This is a genomic window from Streptomyces sp. NPDC048636, from assembly GCF_040650655.1.
Lineage (GTDB): Bacteria > Actinomycetota > Actinomycetes > Streptomycetales > Streptomycetaceae > Streptomyces.
The window spans coordinates 400,288-423,269 of the sequence record NZ_JBEZHR010000003.1; the positions used below are offsets into that span (position 1 = coordinate 400,288).

Annotated in this window: 24 protein-coding genes; 7 read left to right on the forward strand and 17 right to left on the reverse strand. The window is 72.1% G+C overall.

Annotated elements, in window-relative coordinates; genetic code table 11:
* Positions 1 to 103 precede the first annotated feature (103 nt).
* The 4 genes from AB0C66_RS12205 to AB0C66_RS12220 form a co-directional block, all read right to left on the reverse strand.
* Positions 104 to 508 carry a PPOX class F420-dependent oxidoreductase gene (locus AB0C66_RS12205; protein ID WP_362436235.1) on the reverse strand — a complete coding sequence of 135 codons (405 nt, stop codon included), beginning with the start codon at positions 506 to 508 and terminating at the stop codon, positions 104 to 106.
* 120 nt (positions 509 to 628) lie between these two features.
* A complete protein-coding gene (ispF, locus tag AB0C66_RS12210; protein WP_362436237.1) occupies positions 629 to 1,174 on the reverse strand; it encodes a 2-C-methyl-D-erythritol 2,4-cyclodiphosphate synthase in 546 nt (181 codons plus the stop codon).
* On the reverse strand, positions 1,164 to 1,949 hold the full coding sequence (ispD, locus tag AB0C66_RS12215; protein WP_362436239.1) for a 2-C-methyl-D-erythritol 4-phosphate cytidylyltransferase: 786 nt from the start codon (positions 1,947 to 1,949) through the stop codon (positions 1,164 to 1,166). The genes ispF and ispD overlap by 11 nt, the downstream gene beginning before the upstream one ends.
* Positions 1,950 to 2,292: 343 nt before the next feature.
* Complete coding sequence (locus AB0C66_RS12220) at positions 2,293 to 2,775, reverse strand: CarD family transcriptional regulator (RefSeq protein ID WP_009716930.1); 483 nt, start codon at positions 2,773 to 2,775, stop codon at positions 2,293 to 2,295.
* A 535-nt stretch (positions 2,776 to 3,310) separates the two neighbouring features.
* On the opposite strand from AB0C66_RS12220, the gene AB0C66_RS12225 reads away from it, so the two are divergent.
* Positions 3,311 to 4,003: a DUF461 domain-containing protein gene (locus tag AB0C66_RS12225; protein ID WP_362436241.1), complete on the forward strand. Its 693-nt coding sequence runs from the start codon at positions 3,311 to 3,313 to the stop codon at positions 4,001 to 4,003.
* Positions 4,004 to 4,123: 120 nt separating this feature from the next.
* Here the strand turns inward: AB0C66_RS12225 and AB0C66_RS12230 are convergent, their stop codons facing one another.
* Entirely contained in the window at positions 4,124 to 4,804 is a 681-nt protein-coding gene (locus AB0C66_RS12230) for a response regulator transcription factor (protein WP_362436243.1), read from the reverse strand.
* Positions 4,801 to 6,087 carry an ATP-binding protein gene (locus AB0C66_RS12235; protein WP_362436245.1) on the reverse strand — a complete coding sequence of 429 codons (1,287 nt, stop codon included), beginning with the start codon at positions 6,085 to 6,087 and terminating at the stop codon, positions 4,801 to 4,803. Before AB0C66_RS12235 ends, AB0C66_RS12230 begins: the two co-directional genes overlap by 4 nt.
* Positions 6,088 to 6,451: 364 nt before the next feature.
* Between AB0C66_RS12235 and phoU the strand changes: the two genes are divergently transcribed.
* Positions 6,452 to 7,132: a phosphate signaling complex protein PhoU gene (gene phoU, locus AB0C66_RS12240; protein ID WP_362436247.1), complete on the forward strand. Its 681-nt coding sequence runs from the start codon at positions 6,452 to 6,454 to the stop codon at positions 7,130 to 7,132.
* A gap of 357 nt (positions 7,133 to 7,489) precedes the next feature.
* Here phoU and AB0C66_RS12245 read toward each other — a convergent pair whose 3' ends face one another.
* The 3 genes from AB0C66_RS12245 to AB0C66_RS12255 form a co-directional block, all read right to left on the reverse strand.
* Positions 7,490 to 9,604 (reverse strand): restriction endonuclease, encoded by a 2,115-nt coding sequence (locus AB0C66_RS12245; RefSeq protein WP_362436248.1) that lies wholly within the window; start codon positions 9,602 to 9,604, stop codon positions 7,490 to 7,492.
* A 209-nt stretch (positions 9,605 to 9,813) separates the two neighbouring features.
* Complete coding sequence (locus AB0C66_RS12250; RefSeq protein ID WP_362436250.1) at positions 9,814 to 10,101, reverse strand: DUF3761 domain-containing protein; 288 nt, start codon at positions 10,099 to 10,101, stop codon at positions 9,814 to 9,816.
* Between the two features lie 34 nt (positions 10,102 to 10,135).
* Positions 10,136 to 10,531 (reverse strand): ATP-binding protein, encoded by a 396-nt coding sequence (locus AB0C66_RS12255; protein ID WP_362436252.1) that lies wholly within the window; start codon positions 10,529 to 10,531, stop codon positions 10,136 to 10,138.
* 168 nt (positions 10,532 to 10,699) lie between these two features.
* Here AB0C66_RS12255 and AB0C66_RS12260 point away from each other — a divergent pair, with 168 nt between their 5' ends.
* The 3 genes from AB0C66_RS12260 to AB0C66_RS12270 all read left to right on the forward strand — a co-directional run bounded on the left by AB0C66_RS12260 (position 10,700) and on the right by AB0C66_RS12270 (position 12,582).
* Complete coding sequence (locus tag AB0C66_RS12260) at positions 10,700 to 11,236, forward strand: UTRA domain-containing protein (RefSeq protein WP_362436254.1); 537 nt, start codon at positions 10,700 to 10,702, stop codon at positions 11,234 to 11,236.
* Positions 11,233 to 12,012, forward strand: a complete 780-nt coding sequence (locus tag AB0C66_RS12265) for a GntR family transcriptional regulator (protein ID WP_362436256.1) — start codon at positions 11,233 to 11,235, stop codon at positions 12,010 to 12,012. The genes AB0C66_RS12260 and AB0C66_RS12265 overlap by 4 nt, the downstream gene beginning before the upstream one ends.
* A 99-nt stretch (positions 12,013 to 12,111) precedes the next feature.
* Positions 12,112 to 12,582: a GNAT family N-acetyltransferase gene (locus tag AB0C66_RS12270; RefSeq protein WP_362436258.1), complete on the forward strand. Its 471-nt coding sequence runs from the start codon at positions 12,112 to 12,114 to the stop codon at positions 12,580 to 12,582.
* Between the two features lie 65 nt (positions 12,583 to 12,647).
* Here the strand turns inward: AB0C66_RS12270 and AB0C66_RS12275 are convergent, their stop codons facing one another.
* A complete protein-coding gene (locus tag AB0C66_RS12275; protein ID WP_362436260.1) occupies positions 12,648 to 13,409 on the reverse strand; it encodes a phosphoglyceromutase in 762 nt (253 codons plus the stop codon).
* 165 nt (positions 13,410 to 13,574) lie between these two features.
* Between AB0C66_RS12275 and AB0C66_RS12280 the strand changes: the two genes are divergently transcribed.
* Entirely contained in the window at positions 13,575 to 14,867 is a 1,293-nt protein-coding gene (locus AB0C66_RS12280; protein ID WP_362436262.1) for an MFS transporter, read from the forward strand.
* Positions 14,868 to 14,894: 27 nt separating this feature from the next.
* On the opposite strand, the gene AB0C66_RS12285 is transcribed toward AB0C66_RS12280, so the two are convergent.
* The 5 genes from AB0C66_RS12285 to mshA all read right to left on the reverse strand — a co-directional run bounded on the left by AB0C66_RS12285 (position 14,895) and on the right by mshA (position 19,909).
* Complete coding sequence (locus AB0C66_RS12285) at positions 14,895 to 16,943, reverse strand: M48 family metallopeptidase (protein ID WP_362436264.1); 2,049 nt, start codon at positions 16,941 to 16,943, stop codon at positions 14,895 to 14,897.
* Entirely contained in the window at positions 16,940 to 17,611 is a 672-nt protein-coding gene (locus AB0C66_RS12290) for a sigma-70 family RNA polymerase sigma factor (RefSeq protein WP_362436266.1), read from the reverse strand. The genes AB0C66_RS12285 and AB0C66_RS12290 overlap by 4 nt, the downstream gene beginning before the upstream one ends.
* Positions 17,608 to 17,871 (reverse strand): hypothetical protein, encoded by a 264-nt coding sequence (locus tag AB0C66_RS12295; RefSeq protein WP_362436268.1) that lies wholly within the window; start codon positions 17,869 to 17,871, stop codon positions 17,608 to 17,610. The genes AB0C66_RS12290 and AB0C66_RS12295 overlap by 4 nt, the downstream gene beginning before the upstream one ends.
* Positions 17,872 to 18,015: 144 nt before the next feature.
* Positions 18,016 to 18,555: a YbjN domain-containing protein gene (locus tag AB0C66_RS12300; protein WP_362436270.1), complete on the reverse strand. Its 540-nt coding sequence runs from the start codon at positions 18,553 to 18,555 to the stop codon at positions 18,016 to 18,018.
* Positions 18,548 to 19,909 carry a D-inositol-3-phosphate glycosyltransferase gene (gene mshA / locus AB0C66_RS12305; protein ID WP_362436272.1) on the reverse strand — a complete coding sequence of 454 codons (1,362 nt, stop codon included), beginning with the start codon at positions 19,907 to 19,909 and terminating at the stop codon, positions 18,548 to 18,550. The genes AB0C66_RS12300 and mshA overlap by 8 nt, the downstream gene beginning before the upstream one ends.
* A 173-nt stretch (positions 19,910 to 20,082) precedes the next feature.
* On the opposite strand from mshA, the gene AB0C66_RS12310 reads away from it, so the two are divergent.
* Positions 20,083 to 20,892, forward strand: a complete 810-nt coding sequence (locus AB0C66_RS12310) for a class I SAM-dependent methyltransferase (RefSeq protein WP_362436274.1) — start codon at positions 20,083 to 20,085, stop codon at positions 20,890 to 20,892.
* A 40-nt stretch (positions 20,893 to 20,932) separates the two neighbouring features.
* On the opposite strand, the gene AB0C66_RS12315 is transcribed toward AB0C66_RS12310, so the two are convergent.
* Both AB0C66_RS12315 and AB0C66_RS12320 read right to left on the reverse strand, forming a co-directional pair.
* Positions 20,933 to 21,394 carry an NUDIX hydrolase gene (locus AB0C66_RS12315; protein WP_362436276.1) on the reverse strand — a complete coding sequence of 154 codons (462 nt, stop codon included), beginning with the start codon at positions 21,392 to 21,394 and terminating at the stop codon, positions 20,933 to 20,935.
* Between the two features lie 74 nt (positions 21,395 to 21,468).
* Entirely contained in the window at positions 21,469 to 22,890 is a 1,422-nt protein-coding gene (locus AB0C66_RS12320; protein ID WP_362436669.1) for a CHAD domain-containing protein, read from the reverse strand.
* Positions 22,891 to 22,982: the final 92 nt, after the last annotated feature.

Here is a 22,982-nt window from a genome sequence, read left to right on the forward strand (position 1 = left end):
TGCCCTGCGACCGATCGGCCCCGGGGACACAGAAGCGTGACACTTGGGGCGCTCCGGCCGATCTCCCCGCGCCGTCCGCCCCGTCTCGGCCGTCCGCCCCGTCTCAGAGGCTGCCGACGACCTTCTTCGGGGTGATCCGCACCACGATCCGCTCGCTGTCCTGCCCGGACGCCGGGTTGAACTCGGCGTACCGCTTGCCCGTGTACTTCATCGAGAGCTCGTTGATCAGCTCGTTGCCGCCCTGGGTGGTGTACGAGGCGGTGCCGCGGATCTCGGCGTAGGTGTACGGCGAGTCGGCGGGCTGGACCAGCACCGACACCCGCGGATCCCGGTCGATGTTCTTCTGCTTCCGCCGCCCCATCGTGGTGGAGAACAGCAGCTCGTCCCCCTCACGCTTCACCCAGACCGGTGACAGCTGAGAGCTGCCGTCGGGCTGGACGGTGCCGACGATGATGAAGACGGGGCTGTCGAGGAGCTGCTTGAGGTTCTCGGAGAGTGCGGTGGCCACGGCGGATCCTTCCCTCACAACGGGCGCAACGGGCACAACGGGTCGTTCACGGTGCACTGGGCTGGCGGAGCGGACACAAGCGGGTCGCGAGTACCCGATCCGTACGTACCCGAAGCACCGTCAGAGGTCAGCACCCTCGCGGGGAACAGCCCCCGTACGGACCACCAGCGCCGTGGCGACCGCCGCGAGCCCCTCGGCCCGGCCGGTCAGCCCGAGGCCGTCCGTCGTGGTGCCGGACACCGAGACGGGCGCGCCGGCCGCGGCCGACAGCGCCTTGACCGCCTCGTCCCGGCGCTTGCCGATCTTGGGGCGGACGCCGATCACCTGGATCGCCACATTGCCGATCTCGAACCCCGCGGCCCGTACGATCCGGGCCGCCTCGGCGAGCAGGGTGACCCCGGCGGCGCCGGACCACTCGGGGCGGGAGGTGCCGAAATGGGCGCCGAGGTCGCCGAGCCCGGCGGCGGAGAAGAGCGCGTCACAGGCGGCGTGGGCGGCCACATCGCCGTCGGAGTGCCCGGCCAGGCCGTAGCCGCCGTACTCCTCGGCGTCCCACAGCAGACCCGCGCACCACAGCTCGCGGCCCTGCTCGAAGGCGTGCACATCGGTGCCGATGCCCACCAGGGGCAGCCCCGTGAGGGCGGGCCGGGAGGTCTCAGAAGCCATCGTTGGCCCTCCTGCGGGCGAGAACCGCCTCCGCGAGCACCAGGTCCAGCGGCCGGGTCACCTTGAACGCCTCCTCATGGCCGGGAACGACCACGACCTCGACACCGAGCCGCTCGACCATCCCCGCGTCGTCCGTCGCCCCGTCGCCCTCCAGGACGATCTTCTCGTGGGCCTCGGCCAGCGTGGCACGGTCGAAGCCCTGCGGGGTCTGGACGGCGCGCAGCCGGGCGCGCTCGGGGGTGCCGACGACCGGTTCGGGCTCACCGGCCCGCTCCCCGGTGCGCGGCTCGACCTGTTTGACGGTGTCGGCCAGCGGCAGCGCGGGGACGACGGCGGGCGCCCCGTCCCGTACGGCGGCGACGACGGCGTCCACGGTGTCCACCGGGACCAGCGGCCGCGCGGCGTCGTGCACCAACACGGTGGAGACGTCCTCGGGTACGGCGGCCAGGCCCAGCCGTACCGACTCCTGACGGGTCTCCCCGCCGGGGACGACCACCACATCGGCGCCGCGACCGGTCAGCGGATAGGCGTCCAGCAGCCGCTGGACCTCGTCGGCGCCGTCCGGCGGGGCGACCACGACCACGAGGGAGACGGAGCGGGATCCGGCCATCGCCCGGACGGCGTGAACCAGCATCGGCGTACCGCTCAGCGGGCGCAGCGCCTTGGGCGCGCCGGGACCAAGCCGCACGCCACGGCCCGCGGCCGGGATCACCACCGCGGTACGGGCGGGGCGCTCGGGCGCGCCGGAGCCGCCGGGACTCATGGATACGGACATTGAGTTGGCGTTCAGGTTTGCTTCCTCGACCGAAATGGGTATGGCCACAGCGTGCCGGGCGCGATGCGCCGACCAGCCCCTTCCGTGACGACTGGTCGAGCCAGTGCCCAGGGCCCGGCACACCTTTGCACCATCCGCACCGCAGACCGCGGCACCTCTGCACCGCAACGAGACACACGAGACACAACAGCACAGCGGGACAAGAGGCGGGACAAGAGCACACCGGCACACGATGCAATGGACCGGGACCCCGGGGTCCCGTATGCGCACATGCCGCAGCGCCCGGCGACAGACGGCTTAGAACATCAAGTCTGAGTCACTCGGGCACCGCGGCATTGATATGTCAGGACGCGAGAACCTCATCAAGCAGGGCCTCGGCCTTGTCCTCATTGGTGCTCTCGGCGAGGGCCAGCTCGCTCACCAGGATCTGACGGGCCTTCGCGAGCATGCGCTTCTCACCGGCGGAGAGGCCGCGCTCACGCTCTCGGCGCCACAGGTCGCGCACAACCTCGGCGACCTTGATCACGTCGCCGGACGCGAGCTTCTCGAGATTTGCCTTGTAACGACGGGACCAGTTCGTCGGTTCTTCCGCATAGGGTGCCCGCAGCACCTCAAAGACCCGATCCAGCCCGTCCTGGCCGACCACATCACGCACACCGACGAACTCCGCATTGTCCGCCGGCACACGAACCGTCAGGTCACCCTGGGCGACCTTCAGCACCAAGTAGGTCTTGTCCACGCCTTTGATCTGGCGAGTTTCGATGGCCTCGATCAGCGCGGCCCCGTGATGGGGATAGACCACGGTGTCGCCAACCTTGAACGTCATGTGACAGGTACCCCTTCCGTGGCTATCCAGGGTAACACGGGAACGCCCTGTTCTGAATGGCGTTTTCGCAGGTCAGGGCATATCTCGGGGCTTGACAACAGAGACCGGAACGTGCTGCGAGAGGGAGGCGGAACCGGGTATTCGCAGGTGGGAGCCGCTGTACGGGTGGGCCGAAACCCATGTGTTACCTGTCCCGAGAAGGTGCCCCGAGCGGCCGTACGTCCCGTTTTGCCGGAGTCCAGTCGATGGACTTCCGCTACTCCGTTCGGGCCAGCAACCATCAGATCAGGCCCCGATTCACAAATTGATCACCAGTGGACCGGATCACTCCTGTGATCAATTCCAGGACATCCACGGATTCCTTACCGATAATCTTCGAGCCGGGTCACCGAACCGATATTCAGGGCGGCTCCGGAAGGGCTCCGCGGACCGGCGTCGCGCCCGGGAGGCGGGTCGGGTGCGGGCCCGTGAGGGCCGGTCGGTAACCTGAGCCCGCTGATCCAACCTTTACCTCGTCCTAGGAGATGCCGCCGCCGTGAGCAGCAGCCTTCGACGCGGCGTCCTCGCCGCCGCCGCCATCGTGGTCTCGGTCGCCCCGCTCTCCGGCTGCGCGGCCGGGAGCGACGCGCAGACCCAGGAGATCAAGCCCGACAACGCCGCCACGTCCGTCGGCACCATCAAGGTCCAGAACGTCAATGTGGTGACCCAGCCGGACCGTAAGGCCAAGGGCCCGGCCGTCATCACCGGCAAGATCTTCAACGAAGGCGCACGGAGCGAGACCCTCAAGGCCATCGCCCTCCCGGGCACCGGGGCGCGCGTGAAGCTCTCCCCGGCGAAGAAGGGCTCCGGCCCGATCGTGGTGCCCGCCGGTGGCTCGGTGATCCTCGGCGGCAAGGGCAACCCCTCCGCGGTCATCGCCAACGGGCGGGAGGCCGCCCAGGACGGCAACGCGCAGCGGGTGGTCTTCGACCTCAACCGCACCGGCGACGTCCCGATCACCGCCTTCGTCGTCCCGGCGAGCGGCTACTTCGAGGGCTGGGGCCCGACCGAGCTGCCGACCGCCACCCCGGGCACGCCGTCCGGCAAGCCGACGTCCAGCCCGTCCGGCTCGCCCTCCACCAAGCCCGGTGACCGGCCGTCCGGTACGCCCTCCACAAAGCCGGGCGGCACCACCGAGCCCGGCGGCGACAACATCGCCCCGGGCGAGCCGGCGCCGAACGACGACTGAGCTCACGGCCCTCACCGAGCCCATCGCTCGCGGAGTCAACAGCGGAGTCAACGGCGAGGGCCCCGGAAGCGACTGCTTCCGGGGCCCTTCGCGTACCGCCCTCGCCGTACCCGCTCCGGTTTACGGCTCGAACTTGTAGCCCAGACCGCGCACGGTGACCAGGTACCGCGGGGTGCCCGGGTCCGGCTCGATCTTGGCGCGCAGCCGCTTCACATGGACGTCCAGCGTCTTGGTGTCGCCCACGTAGTCCGCGCCCCAGACACGGTCGATCAGCTGCATCCGGGTGAGCACCCGGCCCGCGTTCCGCAGCAACATCTCCAGCAGGTCGAACTCCTTCAGCGGGAGGTCCACCTTGTCGCCGTCGACCGTGACCACATGCCGGTCCACGTCCATCCGGACCGGTCCGGCCTCCAGGGCCGCCGGGGTGACCTCCTCGGGCTCGCCGCGGCGGCGCAGCACGGCTCTGATCCGGGCCACCAGCTCGCGCGAGGAGAAAGGCTTGGTCACATAGTCGTCCGCGCCTATCTCCAGCCCGACGACCTTGTCGATCTCGCTGTCCTTGGCGGTCACCATGATCACCGGGACGTTGGAGCGGCCGCGCAGCTGACGGCACACCTCCGTACCGGGCAGCCCCGGCAGCATCAGGTCGAGCAGCACCAGATCGGCGCCGTTCCGCTCGAACTCATCGAGCCCCTCGGGGCCCGTAGCCGCGATCGCGACCTCGAATCCCTCCTTGCGGAGCATGTAGGACAGTGCGTCGCTGAACGATTCCTCGTCCTCGACGACCAGAACTCGGGTCACGGAAGGACCTCCGGGGCTGAAAGTGGTTCGTTGGTGAAGGTCTCGTACGGCCGGTCCTGGTCCGCTTCCTCGCCATCGAGGTCGGCCCCGGTCTCGTACGACTCGCTCGACGAGCGGTCCCGGTCCCGCGCCGCACCGGCTTCCGGGAGTCTCAGGGTGAAGGTGGAGCCCTGTCCCTCAGCGCTCCATACGGTGACTTCCCCGCCGTGCGAGGCCGCCACGTGCTTGACGATGGCGAGGCCGAGGCCGGTGCCGCCGGTCTGCCGCGAGCGGGCGGGGTCGACGCGGTAGAACCGCTCGAAGATCCGCTCGCGGTCCTTCTCGGATATGCCGATCCCCTGGTCGGTGACGGCGAGCTCGATCAGATCGCCCCCGGTGACGGGGATCCGGCGGGCGGCGATGCCGACGCGGGTCCGGGCCGGGCTGTAGTTCACCGCGTTCTCGACGAGGTTGCCCAGCGCGGCGGCCAGCTGGCCGCGGTTGCCCCAGACGTGCAGTTCGGCGGTGCCGCCGGTGGCCATGGTGATCTGCTTGGTGCCCGCCTGGTGGCGGCAGCGGTCGATTGCCTCGGCGACCAGCTCGTCGATCCGCACCGGCTCGGCGTCCTCCAGCGGGTCGTCGTTCTGCACCCGCGAGAGATCGATCAGCTCCTGGACCAGACTGGTCAGCCGGGTCGCCTCGACCTGCATCCGCCCGGCGAAGCGGGTGACCGCCTCGGGGTCGTCGGACGCGTCCATCACGGCCTCGGACAGCAGCGACAGCGCGCCGACCGGGGTCTTGAGCTCATGGCTGACATTCGCCACGAAGTCACGCCGGACCGCCTCGATCCGCCGGGCCTCGGTGAGGTCCTCCACCAGCAGCAGCACCAGCCGGGAGCCGAGCGGGGCCACTCTGGCCGATACGGCGAGGGCGTCACCGCCGCGGCCGGTGCCGCGCCGCGCCAGGTCCAGCTCGATCTGCCGGATCTCGCCGTCCCGCCGGGTGTCGCGGGCCATCGCCAGCATCGGTTCGATGGCCAGCTTGCCGCCGCGCACCAGGCCCAGCGCGTACGCGGCCGAGCTGGCCTTCACGACGGCGTCCGCCTCGTCGAGGACGACCGCCGAGGACCGCAGGACCGACAGCACGGTGTCCACGCCGGGCGGCAGCACGGCATCCGTATGCAGCGAGGACCGCGTAGGCTTCGCCTGTTCACGCTCGCTCCAGCGGAACGCCAGCATGGCGATCACACCGGTGCACAGCCCGGCGAGCGCCGCCACTGCGGCGATCGCCGCGTTCACGTTCATGCATCCAGGTTATGCGGGGCGCCGGACTCCTCCACAGCCCCGCGGGGACCCCCTCGAACAGACGTTGCCGAGAGTTCACCGCGGGGTCGGCACCGGTTCACCCCGGACCGTCCGCCGAGGGGGGTGGGCACGGTGACGCGAGGGGCATGTTGCCGAGAGTTCACCGAGGGGTCGGATGTGGTTCACCCCGGAGGCCGGAGGACGACGCGTTTTGGCCGGACCGTGGGAGTGTGGGGGCGCGGGCGCAAGTCCACCCCGACCGGCCGGGGACCGGTCGGAGATCGATCAGATCTCCGCGAGAACCGATCCAACGTGATCTCCAGAGAGATCCGTCAGTCGAGCAGTCAGTGAGAGAAGGTCAGTGATGCGGGACGCTTACCACGAGGAGCTGGATTCGATCGGAGAGGGCCTGGTCGACATGGCCCGGCTGGTCGGTTCGGCCATCGGCCGTGCCACCACCGCCATTCTGGACGCGGATCTCAAGCTCGCGGAGAGCGTCATCGCGGCCGACGAGAAGGTCGACGATCTCCAGCGCGAACTCGAGAGCCGTGCGATAGCCCTGCTGGCCCGGCAGCAGCCGGTCGCCACCGACCTGCGGATCGTCGTCACCAGCCTGCGGATGAGCGCCGACCTCGAGCGCTCCGGCGACCTCGCCCAGCACGTCGCCAAGCTGGCCCGGCTGCGCTTCCCGGTCAGCGCCGTCCCCCGCGACCTGCACGCCACCATCCTGGAGATGGGCCAGCTCGCCCAGCGGCTGATGGCCAAGGCGGGCGAGGTCATCATCACCAAGGACGTCGACCTCGCGCTCCAGCTGGAGCAGGACGACGACGCGATGGACCTGCTCCACCGCACCCTCTTCCAGCACCTGATGGACGACCGCTGGAAGCACGGCATCGAGACCGCCGTCGATGTGACCCTGCTCGGCCGCTACTACGAGCGGTTCGCCGACCACGCCGTATCGGTCGCCAAGCGCGTGGTCTACCTGGTCACGGGTGAGCACGCGGACGAGATCATGCAGCAGCAGGACACCGTCGAAGGGGCGTGACACCGCCCCCTCGGCATGCCTCCGCGCGCCGTCCGTGCGCCCCTGCGCGCGGGCGGCGGATCGGCACCATGAGCAGCAGGTGACCCTTTCGAGGAGGCGACACATGGCGGACCTCGCCAAGCACAGCCCCACGACCACCCCAGCCCTCACCGGCCCATCGGTATCGGCCGACCGGCGCCCTGCGCACCCCCCGCTTGCCGCCTGCGGTTGCAGCTCGGGCTGCGGCTGTGGCTGCCAGTCCGGTGGCCCCTGCCAGTGCGGTGGCTGCTGCGGCTGACACGTACGCGGGAGGGGCCCGGGACTGCGTCCCGGGCCCCTTCTTCTCTCGGCTTTCCTGGCCCTCTCGGCCGTATCGCCTTACGCGACCTCGATGCCGTACTCCTGGACCAGCTCCTCCAGACCGCCCTGATAGCCCTTGCCACCGATGACGAAGTCCCAGTCACCGCTGGATCGGCGGCGGAAGGAGCCGAGCACCAGGGCGGTTTCACCGGGGCGGCCCTCGGAGACCTCCAACCTGCCGAGTTCGGCCCTCGCCGGGTCCAGCAGCCGGACGCACGCCTCGGTGAACCCGGACAGGTCCGCCGTGGGGTCGACGTCCGGATCGACCGCGGCGACGATCACGAGCCGGTCGGCTCCCGTCGGCAGGGCGTCGAAGGAGACCCGGATGGCGGCCTTGTCCGGTGCGGCGGCGGGGAGCGCGCGCACCGTACCGTCCGGTGTCCGGGGGTTGTTGAAGAAGACGAAGTGGTCGTCGCTCAGCACCCGGTCGCCGTGGCAGACCAGGGCGCACACATCCACGGCGACCCGGCCCGCCCAGGTCATGCCCAGCACGTTGTGGTCATCCGAGTCGGCCGCGGAGTCCGGCTGCGGGTCCGGCTCCGTCCGCCGGGCAGGCGTCGTACGGCCACCGCCGCCATCGCCGCCGCCGAGCCTTCCGCGTAGTCCGTGGCGCTGGAGCAGATCGACCAACTCCCCGCCCGACACCAGCTCCAGGGGCTTGCCGTGCGCGAAGGCGTGCGAACCGGGGCCGAATCGGGACGTGGTGACCAGGACGCCCTTGTTGGCACCGGCGTCCTGGACGGTGCCGTACAGGTCCCGGACGGCGGTCGGCGGCACGGTGCTGCGGTAGCGCTTCACCTGCACGACGATCTTGCCGCCCCTGATCGGGGCCGGATCCAGCGCGTCGACATCCACCCCGCCGTCGTTCGACCGCCGGGTCGTGACGGCCTGCATCCCCATGGCCCGGAACAGCTCCGCGACCAGCGACTCGAAGGCGAGCGGATCCATGGCGTACAGATCCGGCTCCTCTCCCCCGCCGTGCGTGACGACGCCGTGGCCGACATCGCCGGGCACCCTCACCGGCCGTACCGCCGCGCGCTGTTCGGGACGTGCCGACAGCTGCCCGCGGAGCCCGTCCACCAGGCAGTCGACCGGGTTGACCTGTTCCAGGTGCAGCTCGGCGAAGGCGGCGCGCGACGCCATGACGGTGGCCAGGACGATACGTTCGCGTCGGCCCGTCACGGGGTCGTGGTCGTCCACGAACCCGTTCAGCGCGACCGACTCCAGCGCGCCGAACTCATCCGCCGCGAAGAGGTCGCGCAGCACCAGCAGGACGCACTGGGCGAGCACATCCCGGTACAGCGCGCGGCGCTGGGCCGCCGGACGGGCCGTCTCCTTGTCCTGGTCCGCGGTGGGCATGTACCGCACCGACTTCATCTCCGGGACGACGTCGTACGTGGGCAGTTCCCAGTTCAGCACCAGCTGACGGGCGCCCGGGTCATACCCGGCGGACAGCTGGCGCGGCAGGCCCTCCGGCCACGCGGCGGACGCGTAGAGCGCGGCCGAGAAGTACTCCACCGCGGCGCCGGAGTCGCCGTTGCGCAGCCCCGCCGTCATCTCGGTGATGCCGCTGTTGTGCCTGCGTATCGTGCGTATCTGGGCGTCGGCCCACTGCTCGTACTGCTGCCGGTACGCCGCCAACTGCGCCTGCCGCTGCGCCTCCGCGGCCTGTGCCGCCTGCCAGTCGCGCTCGAACCGGGAGCGCGCTTCCGCCTGCGCCTGCGCCCGCCGACCGGCCCCGAGCGGCCAACCGCCCTGGGGCTGGCACTGGTAGTGGTTCGCGTCCGGCATCGGGACCGGCGAGGCGAGGGCGCCCGGTGCGAACGCCGCGACCTGTTCGGGACGGGTCAGGTCGGCGGCCCGGAACGCGGGCGCCCGGCACCCGGCGACCAACAGCCCCCGCAGCGCCTCGACCCGCGCCTCCAACTCCTCCGTCCGCCGTCTGGCCTCGGCCTCCCGCTGCTGCCGATACGCCGCCTTCTGCTCACGCTGGCTACGTGCTAACTCCCTCTGCCGGGCGCGCTCCTGCCGCTCCCGCTCCCGCTGCTGCCTGGCCCGCGCCTCCAGCTGACGCTGCTGCTGCCGCTGCGCCTCGGCCCAGATTCCGACCAACCCATCAGAGCGACGACTCATGCTCCCCAGGCCCTCCCCCCAGAGTCCCGGTGCCCCCGCACCGAACCCCTGACCCCAAGTTCCTCACCAATGAGACAACTTTAGTGCTCAACCACTGATTCGCCCATGCACGGGTGTGCACGGGCTGATAACAACCTGGATGCCCCGGGGAGGGCGACACCAAGCGGGAAGCCCGCTACAACGGAGAGGGCGGTTGTCCGGGCGGGCGGTCAGGAAGGCACGCTTGCGAGCCAGACGGCCACGCCACCGTGATGCGAGCAGGTACCCCGCGGGTGGGCGGAATAGCTGTACGTACCGTCGTCACACCGGGCGGTGGCACCGGTGGGCGCCTGCTGCGAACCGCCCGACGAGTCGGAGCCGCCAGCCGATGAGCCGGAGTCGCCGCTCGCGGAGTCGTCGCTGTAGTCGTCGCCGCTGTCGGACCCCGTGAGGTCGTCACAGCTCTCGCCCTCACTGGACTTGACGGTGTCGAACGTGAGCGTGTCATCGGCGCCCATCGTCTCGCCGGCGGGGCCAGTGACGCCAACCGCCTCAGCCTGTACAGCCGTTCGCTTGCGTCGACTTCACCACGAACCACACGGTTTTCCCGACCACGTGGTCGATGTTCCCCCAGGCGTCGGCGAGTTCGCTCACGAGCAGCAGACCGCGGCCGTGCTCATCACCTGGTCGGGGCGCCTGGACGACGGGTTGACCGGGGCCGGAGTCGCGGATCTCGACGCGCACCTTCTCCCCATCCGCCTCGACGCGAACAGCGAAGAGGCGGCCGGGTGGTGCGCCGTGGAGGAGGGCATTGGTGGCGATCTCCGAGACACATAACTGGATGTCATCCAGACGATCGGCGTGCCCCCACTCGGTGAGGGTGTGGGACACGAACAGGCGAGCCGCGCGGATGGATGGCTTGCGCCGGGCGAACAACTGATGCCGCATAAAGAGCACGGTGGGTCACCACTTCAGGGCTGACAGTAAGTTTCGGCTCACCTTATTGCCTTTCACAAAAAGCAGCAAGGTAGTCTCTGTCGAGTGGTGGTCACCCCTTCGCTTACTGTGTAAAGCGGCAAGGTCAGTGGAGGCCGATCAGGCACCAGGGAGGGCCCAGTGGCCAGCGACGCGTGGATCAGTACCTCGATGCCATATCTGCAAGTGGCGGGGCAAAGTGATGTGTGGCGGGAGGAGGCCGCGGCGCGTGGCCGACGCGGCACTCAGCGGATCGTGCGCGCGGGGGAGGTCCCGGCCCCGGCCGTCGTGGCCCGGCTGCTCGGCGTGGGGCAGGAGGACATGGTCGTCGTACGGCGGCGGATCATGTATCTCGACGACCGGCCCCGCGAGTTGACGGACTCCTACTATCCGGCCCGTATCGCCGCGGGCACCGCCCTCGCGGGCACGGCGAAGATCCGTGGTGGAGCGGTGACACTGCTCGCCGAACTCGGGCACGTGGGGCGGCGCGTGCAGGAGGATGTGACCGCGCGGATCGCGGACGAGTCGGAACGGGAGCTTCTGCGGACCGCGGAGCACGCCCCCGTCCTCTGCCTGGAGCGGGTCGTCCTCGACGAGAACGAGCAGCCGATCCAGGTTGATCTGATCACCATGCCCGCCGACCTGCAACGTCTGCGCTACGAACTCAGGATGGGATGACCGTGCCGAAGGCCGAACAGGACGCACCCGACCGTCGGTCGCTGCATGAGCGGATCGCCGCCGACCTGCGCGACGAGATCATGTCCGGCGACCTGCCTCCCGGCGCCAACCTTCCCTCGACCGCCCAGCTCAAGCACCGCTTCACCGCGTCGAACGCCACGGTGCAGAAGGCCCTGCAACTGCTGAAGGACGAGGGCCTCGCGATCGGCCGCGCCGGAGCCGCCGTCACCGTACGCGAGCACCGCCAGCGCACCATGCGGCCCGCCTCGTACATGGCTCCGGCGGCGTCCGGCGAGCCGTACCGCTGGATCAGCGAGGCCGCCGACCACCAGGCGCGCGGCAGCAGTCGTCTGCTCGACGTCGCCGAGATCCGCCCACCCGCGGATGTCGCCGAAGCCCTACGGCTCCCGGACGACGACACGGCGCTGATGCGGTCCCAGGTGCTGCTCATGGACGACGAACCGGTGGAACTGGTGAAGTCCTACTACCCGCTGGACCTGGCCCGCGGGACGGCCATGATGAACCGGCGCAAGATCAAGGGCGGCACCCCGGCCCTGCTCGCGGAGCTGGGCCACCCACCACGTCTCAGCGTCGACAAGGTCTCCGCCCGCGTCCCCACCCAGGAGCAGTACACGGTGCTCGGCCTCCCCGGGAACCTGCCGGTGCTACGGACCCTGCGCGTGGTCTACAGCGACGACGAACGCCCCATCGAAGCCACGGTGATGGCCAAGGCAGGCCACCTCTACGAGCTCCAGTACGAGTTCACTCCGTCCTGAAAGGAATGGCCCCGGCCACGGTCGACGCGTGGACGGCGGGAGCCGTGATCTAGTCGGATCGACGGCTTCCGGTAGCGATCGAGAAGGGTGGTCCGTGCCGTGTCAACCAATGGTGCCCGGCGGATCCGACGCGCCGCACCCGACGAGGCCGGCGAGCTTGAAGAGCTCCAGAATCGGTCGTCGACTCACTGGGGGTACCCACCGGGCTACTTCGACTGGGCGGGGGAGGCTCGGGCGATTCCGGATGCCTATGTCCGGAACAACCCGGTCTTCGTCCTGGAGGAGGACGGCAAGATTCTTGGCTTCTACGGTTTCACCGAGGAGGACGGTGATCTGCTCCTGGACAAGCTCTTCGTCGACGCCGATGAGATCGGTAAGGGCTACGGCAAGCTTCTCTGGCAGCATGCGATCCGGACTGCGCGCGAGCTCGGGCGATCGGAGTTCATCGTCGGCTCGGATCCGAACGCCGCTCCGTTCTACGCGGCCATGGGGGCAGTGCGGTACGCGACGAAGCCGACCGCCGAGCCGTCCTGGACCCTGCACATGTTCCGTTATCCCCTTTCAAGCTAGCCAGGAGCCGTGAAAACGCCCCCGGTCCGCGCGACAGGCGCGGATCGGGGGCGTGATCGTGAAGGCTACTTCTTCTTGCCCTGGTTCTTGACCGCCTCGATGGCGGCCTTCGCGGCCTCCGGGTCGAGGTAGGTGCCGCCCGGGGTGAGGGGGCGGAAGTCGGCGTCGAGCTCGTAGGAGAGCGGGATGCCGGTGGGGATGTTCAGGCCGGCGATGTCGGCGTCGGAGATGCCGTCGAGGTGCTTGACCAGGGCGCGCAGCGAGTTGCCGTGGGCGGCGACCAGGACGGTGCGGCCGGTGAGCAGGTCCGGGACGATGGCGTCGAACCAGTACGGGAGCATGCGGACGACGACGTCCTTCAGGCACTCCGTGCGCGGGCGCAGCTCCGGGGGGAGGGTGGCGTAGCGCGGGTCGGAGAACTGGGAGTACTCGGCGTCGACGGGCAGCGGGGGCGGCGGGGTGTCGTAGGAGCGGCGCCAGAGCATGAACTGCTCCTCACCGAACTCGGCCAGGGTCTGGGCCTTGTCCTTGCCCTGGAGGGCGCCGTAGTGGCGCTCGTTGAGCCGCCAGCTGCGGTGGACCGGGATCCAGAGGCGGTCGGACGCCTCCAGGGCGAGCTGCGCGGTGCGGATGGCGCGCTTCTGGAGGGACGTGTGGACCACGTCGGGGAGCAGGCCGGCGTCCTTCAGCAGCTCACCGCCGCGGACTGCCTCCTTCTCGCCCTTCTCGTTGAGGTTGACGTCCACCCAGCCGGTGAACAGGTTCTTCGCGTTCCACTCGCTCTCGCCGTGGCGGAGGAGGATCAGCTTGTACGGTGCGTCGGCCATGCGCTCGAGCCTACTGGACCTCTCGGAGGGGGCCGGGGGCCGTACCAGTGGGCGGACTCCGGTATTCCGGTAGCGGCCCGGCGGCGGGGTCTGTAAGGTGCGCGAACTAGAGAAGCTACTTACATCCGTGTGGTGGCACACACCGGGATCCGCGGGGGGCCGCCGATGTCGCCGAAGTCCGTCGTCCGGCTGCGACAGGCAGCGAAGAAGACCGTCGCGGGGCTGCCCCGGGCCTTCTGGTGGCTGTGGGCCTCCACGCTGGTGAACCGGCTGGGGGGTTTCGTCGCCACCTTCCTTGCCATGTACCTGACCGCCGAGCGCGGCTACTCGGCCACCTTCGCCGGTCTGGTCGGAGCGCTGTACGGACTGGGCGGGGTGGTGTCGGCCGTGGGCGCCGGGGTGCTGACCGACCGGCTGGGGCGGCGGCCCACGCTGCTGGTGGCACAGGTCTCGACGGCGCTCACGGTCGCCGTGCTCGGCCTCGTCCAGAGCCCGGCCGCCATCGCGGTCGTGGCCTGTCTGGTGGGGATGACGAGCAACGCGTCCCGGCCCGCGGTGCAGGCGATGATGGCCGACATCGTGGCGCCCGAGGACCGGGTCCGCGCCTTCGCGCTCAACTACTGGGCCATCAACCTCGGCTTCGCCTTCTCGGCGATGGCCGCCGGGCTGATCGCCAAGCACGGCTATCTGACGCTGTTCCTGAGCGACGCGGCGATGACCCTGCTCTGCGCCGTCATCGTCTTCGTCAAACTGCCGGAGTCCCGGCCGGAGCGGAACGCCGACGGGCCCGCCGCGGACGAGCCGGAGACCGGGCTCGGCACGGTCCTGCGCGACCGGCCGTTCATGGCCGTGGTCGCGCTGTCCTACCTGCTGGCGAGCCTCTTCCTCCAGGGCTTCGTGGCCCTGCCGGTGGCGATGGGCGCGGACGGGCTGTCCAGCTCCGACTTCGGACTGGCCATCGCGACCAACGGCGTGCTGATCGTGGCCGTGCAGATCCCCGTGACGCGGTTCATCGAGCACCGCGATCCGGCGCCACTGCTCGTCATGTCCGCGCTGCTCACCGGGTGCGGTTTCGGGCTCACCGCCTTCGCCGGATCGGTGGGCCTCTACGCCCTGACCGTCGCCGTCTGGACGCTCGGCGAGATCATCAACTCCCCCACCCAGATGGGGCTGGTGGCCCGGCTCTCCCCCACCCATGGCCGCGGGCGCTACCAGGGGATGTACGTACTGTCCTGGTCCCTCGCCTCGCTGACCGGCCCCCTGGTGGGCGGCGCGGTCATCGACCACTTCGGCGCGGACACGCTGTGGGCGGCGAGTGCGGTGGTCGGCGCCGTCGCGGCCGCCGGGTACGCGGCGCTGGGCCGCAAGCTGCGGGCCCGCCCGGTGGGCACCGTGGAGGAGGCGGAGGACAGGGCGGCCGCGGCACCGGTCGTACGGGATGCCGACCCCGTCGGCTGACGGTCCGCGTCCACGACGCGTCGCCGTCTACGGCGTGTGGCGCGGCAGGAGTGATCCGATGTCGATGCTCGGCACCGGCGGCGACAGCGACGGCAGCGGGCGGAGGGTGACCGGCGGGTGGATCCCCGTCGTGGCGCCGGGCCAGCCCGGGCCGGTCGGCAGGCCAGTGGGGAGCCCCGTCGGCAGCCCGGTGGGAAGTCCCGTCGGCAGCCCGTAGGTCGGCACCGCGTCCGACCCGTACGGCCCGCCCGGCGGCCGGGTCCAACCGGTCACCGGCGGCCGTGGATACGTCGGTTCGCCCCGGCCGCTCCACACCATGTACGTCACCGCCGTCAGCCCCAGCAGCACCGTGAGCGCCACCGCCCGTACCGCGCCGATGCGCCGACGCGCGGGCTCGGCCACCTCGGGCGCGATGCTGACGTTCCGCACCTCGTCCCGGGGCGCCCCGGCGGCCGCCCTGACCTCGGTCCGGTCCAGCAGCGGGGCGCGTTCGTCCACGCCGAGGGCGGCCAGGTGCAGCCCCAACCGCTGGGTCCGGCCGGGCAGTTGTACGGCCGTATCGGCCCAGGAGCGGATCGTCTCGGGTGCGATGCCATCGGGCGGGACGAGGGTGCCCGGCCCGGTCCAGTGCATCGCCCAGTACGCCGTGCCGCCCGCCACCACCTGCGCCTCGATCAGCGCGGACAGCGCGGCGGCCAGCGGTTCCAGCGGCTCCCGCCCCGCCAGGTCCGCCGGTGGCAGCCGTGAGTTGAGCGCGCGGGCGAGCGGCATCCGGCGGCCGCTGTCCACCAGCCGCAGCACCCGGTGGATCGTCAGGGGGCCGGGCCGCTCCCCGCCCGCCTCCTCCCGCTCGACCGTACGCACCGCCTCCGCCAGCGGTGTCAGGATCCGGGTCGCGCGCTGGGCGGCCAGCAACGCGAGCCAGTCGCGCCACGGGACCGTCTCCCGGACCCCGGAGAACAGCGAACGGCCCGACTCGGCCGCGTAGCGGGCGGGGACGGCCACGGCCTCCGGGCCCTCGGCGGACGGTCCGGCCTCGGCTCCCGCGTCCTCCGCGGACCGCTCGACCTCGGCCCCCGCCGCCACGGGCAGACGCTTCAACCGGCTGAGGCGAGTGGCCAGATCCGGGTGGGGATCGTCGGGGTCGGCGGGCCGCCGCATCGCCTCGCTCAGCACCTCGGCCCGTACGTCCCGCAGTTCGGGGGCCTCGGCCATCAGCGCGAAGATCCGGAACGGATCGTCCGGGACACAGCCGCGCGCCCGGCGCATCGGCGTCAGGAACTCCGCGATGAACTCGGGCCACAGCCGCTCCAGTACGGCCGTGGAGCACAGCGCTTCGGCCACCGCGTCCGCCCCGGCCACCCGGGCGGCCTCGCGGTCCGCCTCCAGCTCCTGCCGCCGCCGGACCGGCCGGGTGAGCCAGCGGAAGACGCGGGCGTAGAGCCCGACCAGGGCCCGTGGGCCGCCCGCGTACATCCGCACCAGGTCATTGGCGCTCGACGCGTCCAGGATGGCCTGCCGGGCGGCCTCGAGTCCGGCCGAACCGCGGTGGGCGAGGGCGCCGAAGCGGTTGTGGCGGCGGGAGTAGTGGCCCAGCTCATGGGCGAGGACGGCGCGGAGCTCCGCGGGCGCCAGCCCGGCCAGCAGGGGGAGCCCCAGATAGAGGGTGCGGGAGCCGGGCAGCAGGCCCAGGAACGAGGCGTCCTCGGTGACGGAGGCGTTGACCTCGGTGGTCAGCCGGATGTGATCCGGCCGCCGGGTGCCCACCGCGCGGGCCAGCCGCTCGACCTCGGCCCATAACTCCGGGGCGGCGCGCCTGCCGACCCACACCGTGCCCGGGGGCGGTCCGGCGGGCCGGGCGGTGCGGATCACCGACCACACCATCCCGGCGATCACCGGGGCGAACGCGGCGCACAGCAGGATGACGTTGGTCGGCGGGTTGCTGGCGGTCGGCTGTCCGGACCCCCATAACGCCACCGCCAGGAAGGCCACCCACAGCAGCACCATCACCGCGACCAGTGCGTAGAACCCCGCGAGCAGCGCCACGGCCAGCAGGGCGCGTAAGGCGGCGATCATCGGTCCCCCCGGCCGGACGCGCCCCGGGGGCGCCGCGCGCGCTCCCGCTCCTCCGCGCGCAAGCCGTCCAGCAGCCAGGCGGCGGCGGCCGACAGCGCCGCGTACAGCGGGTCGCGCGGGCTGAGGCTCAGCAGCCGCTCGCCCTCGCGATCGGTGCCGGGCGGGATGCTCAGCAGCAGGGTGAGCCGGTTGCGGGCCTTGTTGAGGTTGCTGCCCACGCCCCGCTGGGTGATCCCGAGTTCGGTGGAGATCTCCTGGTAGGTCATGCCCGAGGTGGCCATGACGATCACCTCGCGCTGCCGCGGCGGCAGGGTGGTGATAGCGCGCAGGGTGGCCAGCGCCTCGGAAGTCTCCTCCACGGTGGCGGTGGGCGAGGCCGGGACGACCAGCTCGACCGGCTTCCAGCGGTTCCGCCAGCGCTTGCCGTCCCGCGCGAGCCGGCGCCGCATGGTGGTGAGGATCCAGCCCTCCGGAGAGGGGCAGGTCCGCACCGTGGGCCAGCACTCCATCGCCTTGATGTACGCCTCCTGGAGGGCGTCCTCGACACCCTGCCGGTCCTGGCCGAACCGCATCAGCGCGTAGGTCAGCAGGGTGCGGTTGGTGCGGGCGCAGAACGCGTCGAACTCCTCGTCGGACGTGGGCTCCTCGGCCCTCTCGCGCACGCTCATGCCCGGCCCCCGCCCCGCACGTCCGCACCACCGCGGCCGCTCTGCGCCTCGGTGCGGCGCACGGTCAGCGCCGCACCGTCCGCCCGGTGGTCGGTGAGCACCGTGCCCGGCCCCGACCCGCGTACCAGCTCCACCAGCATCCGCGCCCGGATCCGTTCACCCGAGCGCGCCGCCAGCCAGCGAATGACGTCCCCCATCAGCCGTAGCACCCCCACCGTCACGACCGTTGCCACCGTGAGCCACGGATTGTCCATGAGCACCGCTGCCTCTCCCCTTCATGGTTCCCGGCTGAAGCCGGTTCACCATGAAGAGCCCCCGGAGAACGGTTTTCTTCACCGCGACTTCCGGGGAATTCCGCGGCGGGTGGCGGTGACGAAGGCGCGGAGGGTGAAGGGGTGGGGCGGTCAGCCCGCCACGTCGCGCGTCAGATGAGTGAACGCCTCGAGGTTCCGGGTGGACTCACCGCGCGCCGTACGCCACGCGTACTCCTTGCGGATCGCGGAGGCGAAGCCCATCTCCAGCAGGGTGTTGAAGCTCCCGTCCGCGTTCTCCAGGACGGTGCCGAGCAGCCGGTCCAGCTCGTCCGGGGTGACGGCGGCCAGCGGCAGCCGCCCGGCCAGATAGATGTCGCCCAGCGGGTCGATCGCGTAACTCACCCCGTACAGCCGGGTGTTGCGCTCCAGCAGCCAGCGGTGGACGGTGTCGTGGTTCTCGTCCGGGTGCCGGATGACGAAGGCGTTGATCGAGAGGGAGTGCCTGCCGACACGGAGCGAGCAGGTGGTCGACAGCTTGCGGGTGCCCGGGAGCGTGACGACGTACGTCCCCTCGGACGGGCTCTCCCACTCCAGCTCGGCGTCGCGCAGCGTCTGCTCGATCACGGTCCTGGCGGTGGCGGTGTCGGCTCCGTTACCGGCCCCGGCGGCGTTGCTGTTGGCGTCACCCATGGGCCGATCGTAGGCGACGCCGCTCCCGCATCGCCTCCATATAGACCTCCGCCGTGGCCGCGGCGGCCGTGCCCCAGCCGAAGGAGCGCGCGTGCCGGGCAGCCGCCGCGCCCATCCGGTCCACCCGCCCCGCCTCGTCGGCGAAGGGCCGCAGCGCGCGGGCGTAGTCGGCCGGGTCATGGCCGTCGACCAGCGTGCCGCTGACGCCGTCGCGCACCGCCACCGGCAGACCGCCCACCGAGGCCGCCACCACCGGGGTGCCGCAGGCCTGCGCCTCCACCGCCACCAGTCCGAACGACTCGCTGTACGACGGCATGACCAGCACCGACGCCGCCCGGTACCAGTCGGCCAGCTCGTCCTGGGCGACCGGCGGCCGGAACCGCACCACATCGCAGATCCCCAGCCGCGCCGCCAGCTTGTGCAGCCGCTCCGGTTTGGCGAGCCCGCTGCCGCTCGGCCCGCCGACCACAGGCACCACCATCCGCTCGCGCAGCGACGGGTCCGCCTCCAGCAGGTGGGCCACCGCGCGCAGCAGGATGTCGGGGGCCTTGAGCGGCTGTATGCGCCCCGCGAAGAGCGGTATCAGCGCGTCGGCGGGCAGCCCGAGCCGGGCGCGGGCCGCGGCCCGGCCGTCGGCCGGACGGAACCGTTCCAGGTTCACCCCCGGGTGGACGACGGCCAGCCGGTCACGCGCCGCCTCGTAGTGGCGCACCAGCTCCTCGGCCTCCTCGGCGGTGTTGGCGATCAGCCGGTCCGCGGCGCTGACGATCTGCTGCTCGCCGATGACGCGGGCGGCGGGCTCGGGAGCGTCACCGGCCGCGAGCGCGGCGTTCTTGACCTTGGCCATGGTGTGCATGGCGTGTACCAGCGGTACGCCCCAGCGCTCGGCGGCCAGCCAGCCGACATGGCCGGAGAGCCAGTAGTGGGAGTGGACCAGGTCGTAGTAGCCGGGGCGGTGATCCGCCCACTGCTGCATCACCCCATGGGTGAACGCGCACAGCTGCGCCGGGAGGTCCTCCTTGGCCAGCCCCTCGTACGGGCCCGCGGCCACATGCCGCACCAGCACCCCGGGCGCCAGCTCGACGGAGGGCGGGACCCCGCCGGTGGTCGCCCGGGTGAAGATCTCCACCTCGATGTCGAGCTCGGCCAGTCGCCGGGCCAGCTCGACGATGTAGACGTTCATCCCGCCCGCGTCGCCCGTACCGGGCTGGTGCAGGGGGGAGGTGTGCACGCTGAGCATCGCGATCCGCCGTGGCCGCCGCAGCACCCGCCGGAAGCGCGCGTGGGGATGGCCGCCGAACGGCACAGGGGATCGGCCTCGCAGACCGCCGAGGCGGGACGCGTACTGGCTCACCGCGCGATACCTCCTACTCGGGGGCGAACTGCCCCTCCGAACCGTCAACACCGGAATGCCTCGTTCCCATTTCCGCTTTGCCAAAGCGTGACGTTCGGGGAGTGGGATGGTCGCGGTGGGTGACGGTCGAACCGGACGGCCGCGCCTCCCGGGTCACCCCATAAGCTCTGGCCATGCCCGCCCGTGTACCGCCGCCGACCCGCCCGATCGGCTCGGCGACCCGCGGGACCACCAACCCCAACCGGCTGCGCCGGATGGACCGCTGGATCGCCGCCGCCCATGGCCCCGCCCTGCGCCGGGCCGAGGCCCCCATCGCGGTCGACCTCGGCTACGGGGCCGCGCCCTGGACCGCCGTCGAGCTGCTGACCAGGCTGCGGACGGTGCGGCCCGGCGCCCGGGTGGTCGGGGTGGAGATCGACCCGGTCCGGGTCGCCGCCGCGCGGCCCTACGAACGCGAGGGGCTCGCCTTCGCCCACGGCGGTTTCGAGGTGCCGCTGCCGGACGGCGCCCGGCCCACGCTCATCCGGGCCGCCAATGTGCTGCGGCAGTACGAGGAGGCCGAGGTCACCGAGGTGTGGCGGCGGCTGTGCGCACGGCTCGCCCCGGGCGGACTGCTGGTGGAGGGCACCTGCGACGAGATCGGACGGCGGCATGTGTGGGTCGCGCTCACCCCGGACGGCCCCCGCGCGGTGACCTTCGCGGCCCGGCTCGGCTCCCTGGAGCGCCCCTCCGACCTGGCCGAACGGCTGCCCAAGGCGCTGATCCACCGCAATGTGCCGGGCGAGCCGGTGCACACCTTCCTGCGCGACTTCGACCGCGCCTGGGCGGCGGCCGCCCCGTACGCGGCGCTCAGCGCCCGGCAGCGCTGGATACGCAGCGCCCAAACGCTCCGCGCCGCGGGGTGGCCGCTGGTGGACGGGCCCCGGCGCTGGCGGCAGGGCGAGCTCACGGTCCGCTGGGACGCGCTGGCGCCCCGGGCCTGAGGCCGGGCCTGGCGCACGGGGCGGCGCTCCTACGGGCTCCCTACGGCTGGGGCACCGCGTCCAGCAGCGCGTCGATCAGCCCGCGGTCGTGCTCGTAGGTCAGCCGCATCCTGGCCGCCGTGGGCGGCAGCCAGAGCAGCCGGTCCACCTCGCGGTTGGGGACGAAGGGCTCGTCGTGGACGGCCTGCGCCGCCCAGTAGCGGACCTCCTTGGGGCGGCCCTTGGCCACATAGCGGAGGGTGGCCAGCGGGGGGCCGGGGGCGCAGCCCATCCCGGTCTCCTCCGCGACCTCCCGCACCGCACCGTGCAGCGCGTCCTCACCGCGCTTGAGCTTGCCCTTGGGATGCGACCAGTCGTCGTAACGGGGCCTGTGGACCAGCGCGACCTCCAACCGCCCGCTGTCGGGCGCGCGCCGCCAGAGCACACAGCCCGCCGCGAGGACGGTGGCGCCGGACGGCCCCGCGCCGCCGTCGGCCGAGCCTTGGGAATTCCACCGTGCCATCAATCGTCCCGCCTCCCCGATCGCCGCTGGTCCTGCCCTCTCGTAGCCGCTTGTGCCCCGCTCGTCCGTGGTCCTCAGGTCGTACCGGTCGCCCTGGCCGCTTTGGTCGCCCTGGTCGCCGTCTGCCGCCAGATCCGGCCGAACGCGAACCGCGCCGCCTCCACCTCATGGCGCTGATCGGCGTGCAGCACCCCGAGCGCGTACGCCGTGGCCGGGGCGATCCGCGGGGTGCGGGCCGCGGCCGCGGCGGCGGCGGCCGCCTCGGACGCGTCGCGGTGGCGCTCCAGCGCCTGTGCGGCGGCCAGCAGCCGTACCGACGGCGGGAGCTCCGCCGGACCGTTCACCACCCCGGAAACCCCGGGGGCCCCGGAAGCCCCGCCAGCCCCGGGCTTCTCGGTGGCCACCTCGGCCAGCCGCGGTGTCTCCGCCATCTCCAGCACCTCCAGCGCGTAACGGCGCATCCGCAGCAGCTGGCGCGCCTGGTGCCAGGGCGCGTCCTGCTGTTCGCTGGCGGGCGGGGCGTCGGCGGCGGAGGTCGCGGCGAGCCCGTGGACCAGTGCCTCGGCGTTGTACGGATGTCCGGCGCGGCCCAGCGGCAGTGCCTCGACCGCCTCGGCCAGCCGCCGGTGCGCCATCTCGGCGAGCGGGGGCAGCACCTGCTCGGCGGGGCGCCGGGCGGCGGACTCCTCGAGCGGCACCTCGGAGGCGAGCAGCGCCACGGTGTCGGCGACCGCGTGGAAGCGGGAGGAGCCGAGCGCCTGGAGGGCGGCGGTGTGGGCCCGGGTCCGGGCCAGCGTGAGCTGGCGCTCCAGCAGGGCCCCGGCGCGGGCTGCCCCCACGGTCAGCCCGGCGCCCCGGCCCCCGTCCGCGCCACCCGCCGCCCGCCGCGGGCCGCCGGCCGGTTGCCCCGTGGCCTCCGGTTTGTCGGGCGCCCGGTCGCCGGTGGCCGGTGCGGTGTCCTCGGCCGCCTCCGCCGGGGCCGCGCCCTCGACGGAGCCCCTGCGCGGGGCGGTCGGTGCCGGATCCGGGGCGTCGAGGGCGAGGGAGACGCTTCGGCGGGTGGCCCGTGCGGGCCGGACCCCGGTGGCCGTGGTCCCGGCCGATGCCGTACCCCCGGCCGCCGCCGTCTGCTCTCCGGCCACCGCCCCCACGGCCGCCGTCTCCTCCGCCGGGGGCCGGTCCGGCGGGCCGCCGGTGCCGGAGAGGCGGTGGAGGGCGCCGCGCAGCCGGGACAGCCGCTCGGTGTACGCGTGCTCCAGGGCCAGCGTGCCGGACAGCCAGGTGAGCTCGGCGCGGAGCTCATCGGACCAGGCGGTGTCGGTGAGCGGGCGGTAGACGGACAGCGCGCCGCTGATCCGGCGGGCGGCCCGGCGCAGCAGCCGGGCGGCCTCCGCGGCCTCCTCGACATCGGAACCGCTCTCGCGGTGCAGCCGCAGACTCCGCAGGAAGGCTCCGGCCTGCGCGTTCAGATAGGACGCGAGCACGTCCCCGGCCATGGGCGGGGGTCCGGCCGGGCCGGGGGCCGGGTCCGCGATGCGTACCACCGCCGCCGCTTCGTACCCCCCGGGCCCCCCGGGACCTCCGGCGC

Coding starts and splice junctions, on each gene's coding strand:
- AB0C66_RS12320 (WP_362436669.1), bottom strand. CDS start 22,890: ATGGCCGGGGACGTGCTCGCGTCCTATCTGAACGCGCAGGCCGGAGCC.
- AB0C66_RS12310 (WP_362436274.1), top strand. CDS start 20,083: ATGCCCGCCCGTGTACCGCCGCCGACCCGCCCGATCGGCTCGGCGACC.
- AB0C66_RS12300 (WP_362436270.1), bottom strand. CDS start 18,555: ATGGGTGACGCCAACAGCAACGCCGCCGGGGCCGGTAACGGAGCCGAC.
- AB0C66_RS12245 (WP_362436248.1), bottom strand. CDS start 9,604: ATGAGTCGTCGCTCTGATGGGTTGGTCGGAATCTGGGCCGAGGCGCAG.
- AB0C66_RS12280 (WP_362436262.1), top strand. CDS start 13,575: ATGTCGCCGAAGTCCGTCGTCCGGCTGCGACAGGCAGCGAAGAAGACC.
- AB0C66_RS12265 (WP_362436256.1), top strand. CDS start 11,233: ATGACCGTGCCGAAGGCCGAACAGGACGCACCCGACCGTCGGTCGCTG.
- AB0C66_RS12235 (WP_362436245.1), bottom strand. CDS start 6,087: ATGAACGTGAACGCGGCGATCGCCGCAGTGGCGGCGCTCGCCGGGCTG.
- AB0C66_RS12315 (WP_362436276.1), bottom strand. CDS start 21,394: ATGGCACGGTGGAATTCCCAAGGCTCGGCCGACGGCGGCGCGGGGCCG.
- phoU (WP_362436247.1), top strand. CDS start 6,452: ATGCGGGACGCTTACCACGAGGAGCTGGATTCGATCGGAGAGGGCCTG.
- AB0C66_RS12290 (WP_362436266.1), bottom strand. CDS start 17,611: ATGAGCGTGCGCGAGAGGGCCGAGGAGCCCACGTCCGACGAGGAGTTC.
- AB0C66_RS12250 (WP_362436250.1), bottom strand. CDS start 10,101: ATGGGCGCCGATGACACGCTCACGTTCGACACCGTCAAGTCCAGTGAG.
- AB0C66_RS12255 (WP_362436252.1), bottom strand. CDS start 10,531: ATGCGGCATCAGTTGTTCGCCCGGCGCAAGCCATCCATCCGCGCGGCT.
- AB0C66_RS12285 (WP_362436264.1), bottom strand. CDS start 16,943: ATGATCGCCGCCTTACGCGCCCTGCTGGCCGTGGCGCTGCTCGCGGGG.
- AB0C66_RS12220 (WP_009716930.1), bottom strand. CDS start 2,775: ATGACGTTCAAGGTTGGCGACACCGTGGTCTATCCCCATCACGGGGCC.
- ispF (WP_362436237.1), bottom strand. CDS start 1,174: ATGGCTTCTGAGACCTCCCGGCCCGCCCTCACGGGGCTGCCCCTGGTG.
- AB0C66_RS12275 (WP_362436260.1), bottom strand. CDS start 13,409: ATGGCCGACGCACCGTACAAGCTGATCCTCCTCCGCCACGGCGAGAGC.
- ispD (WP_362436239.1), bottom strand. CDS start 1,949: ATGTCCGTATCCATGAGTCCCGGCGGCTCCGGCGCGCCCGAGCGCCCC.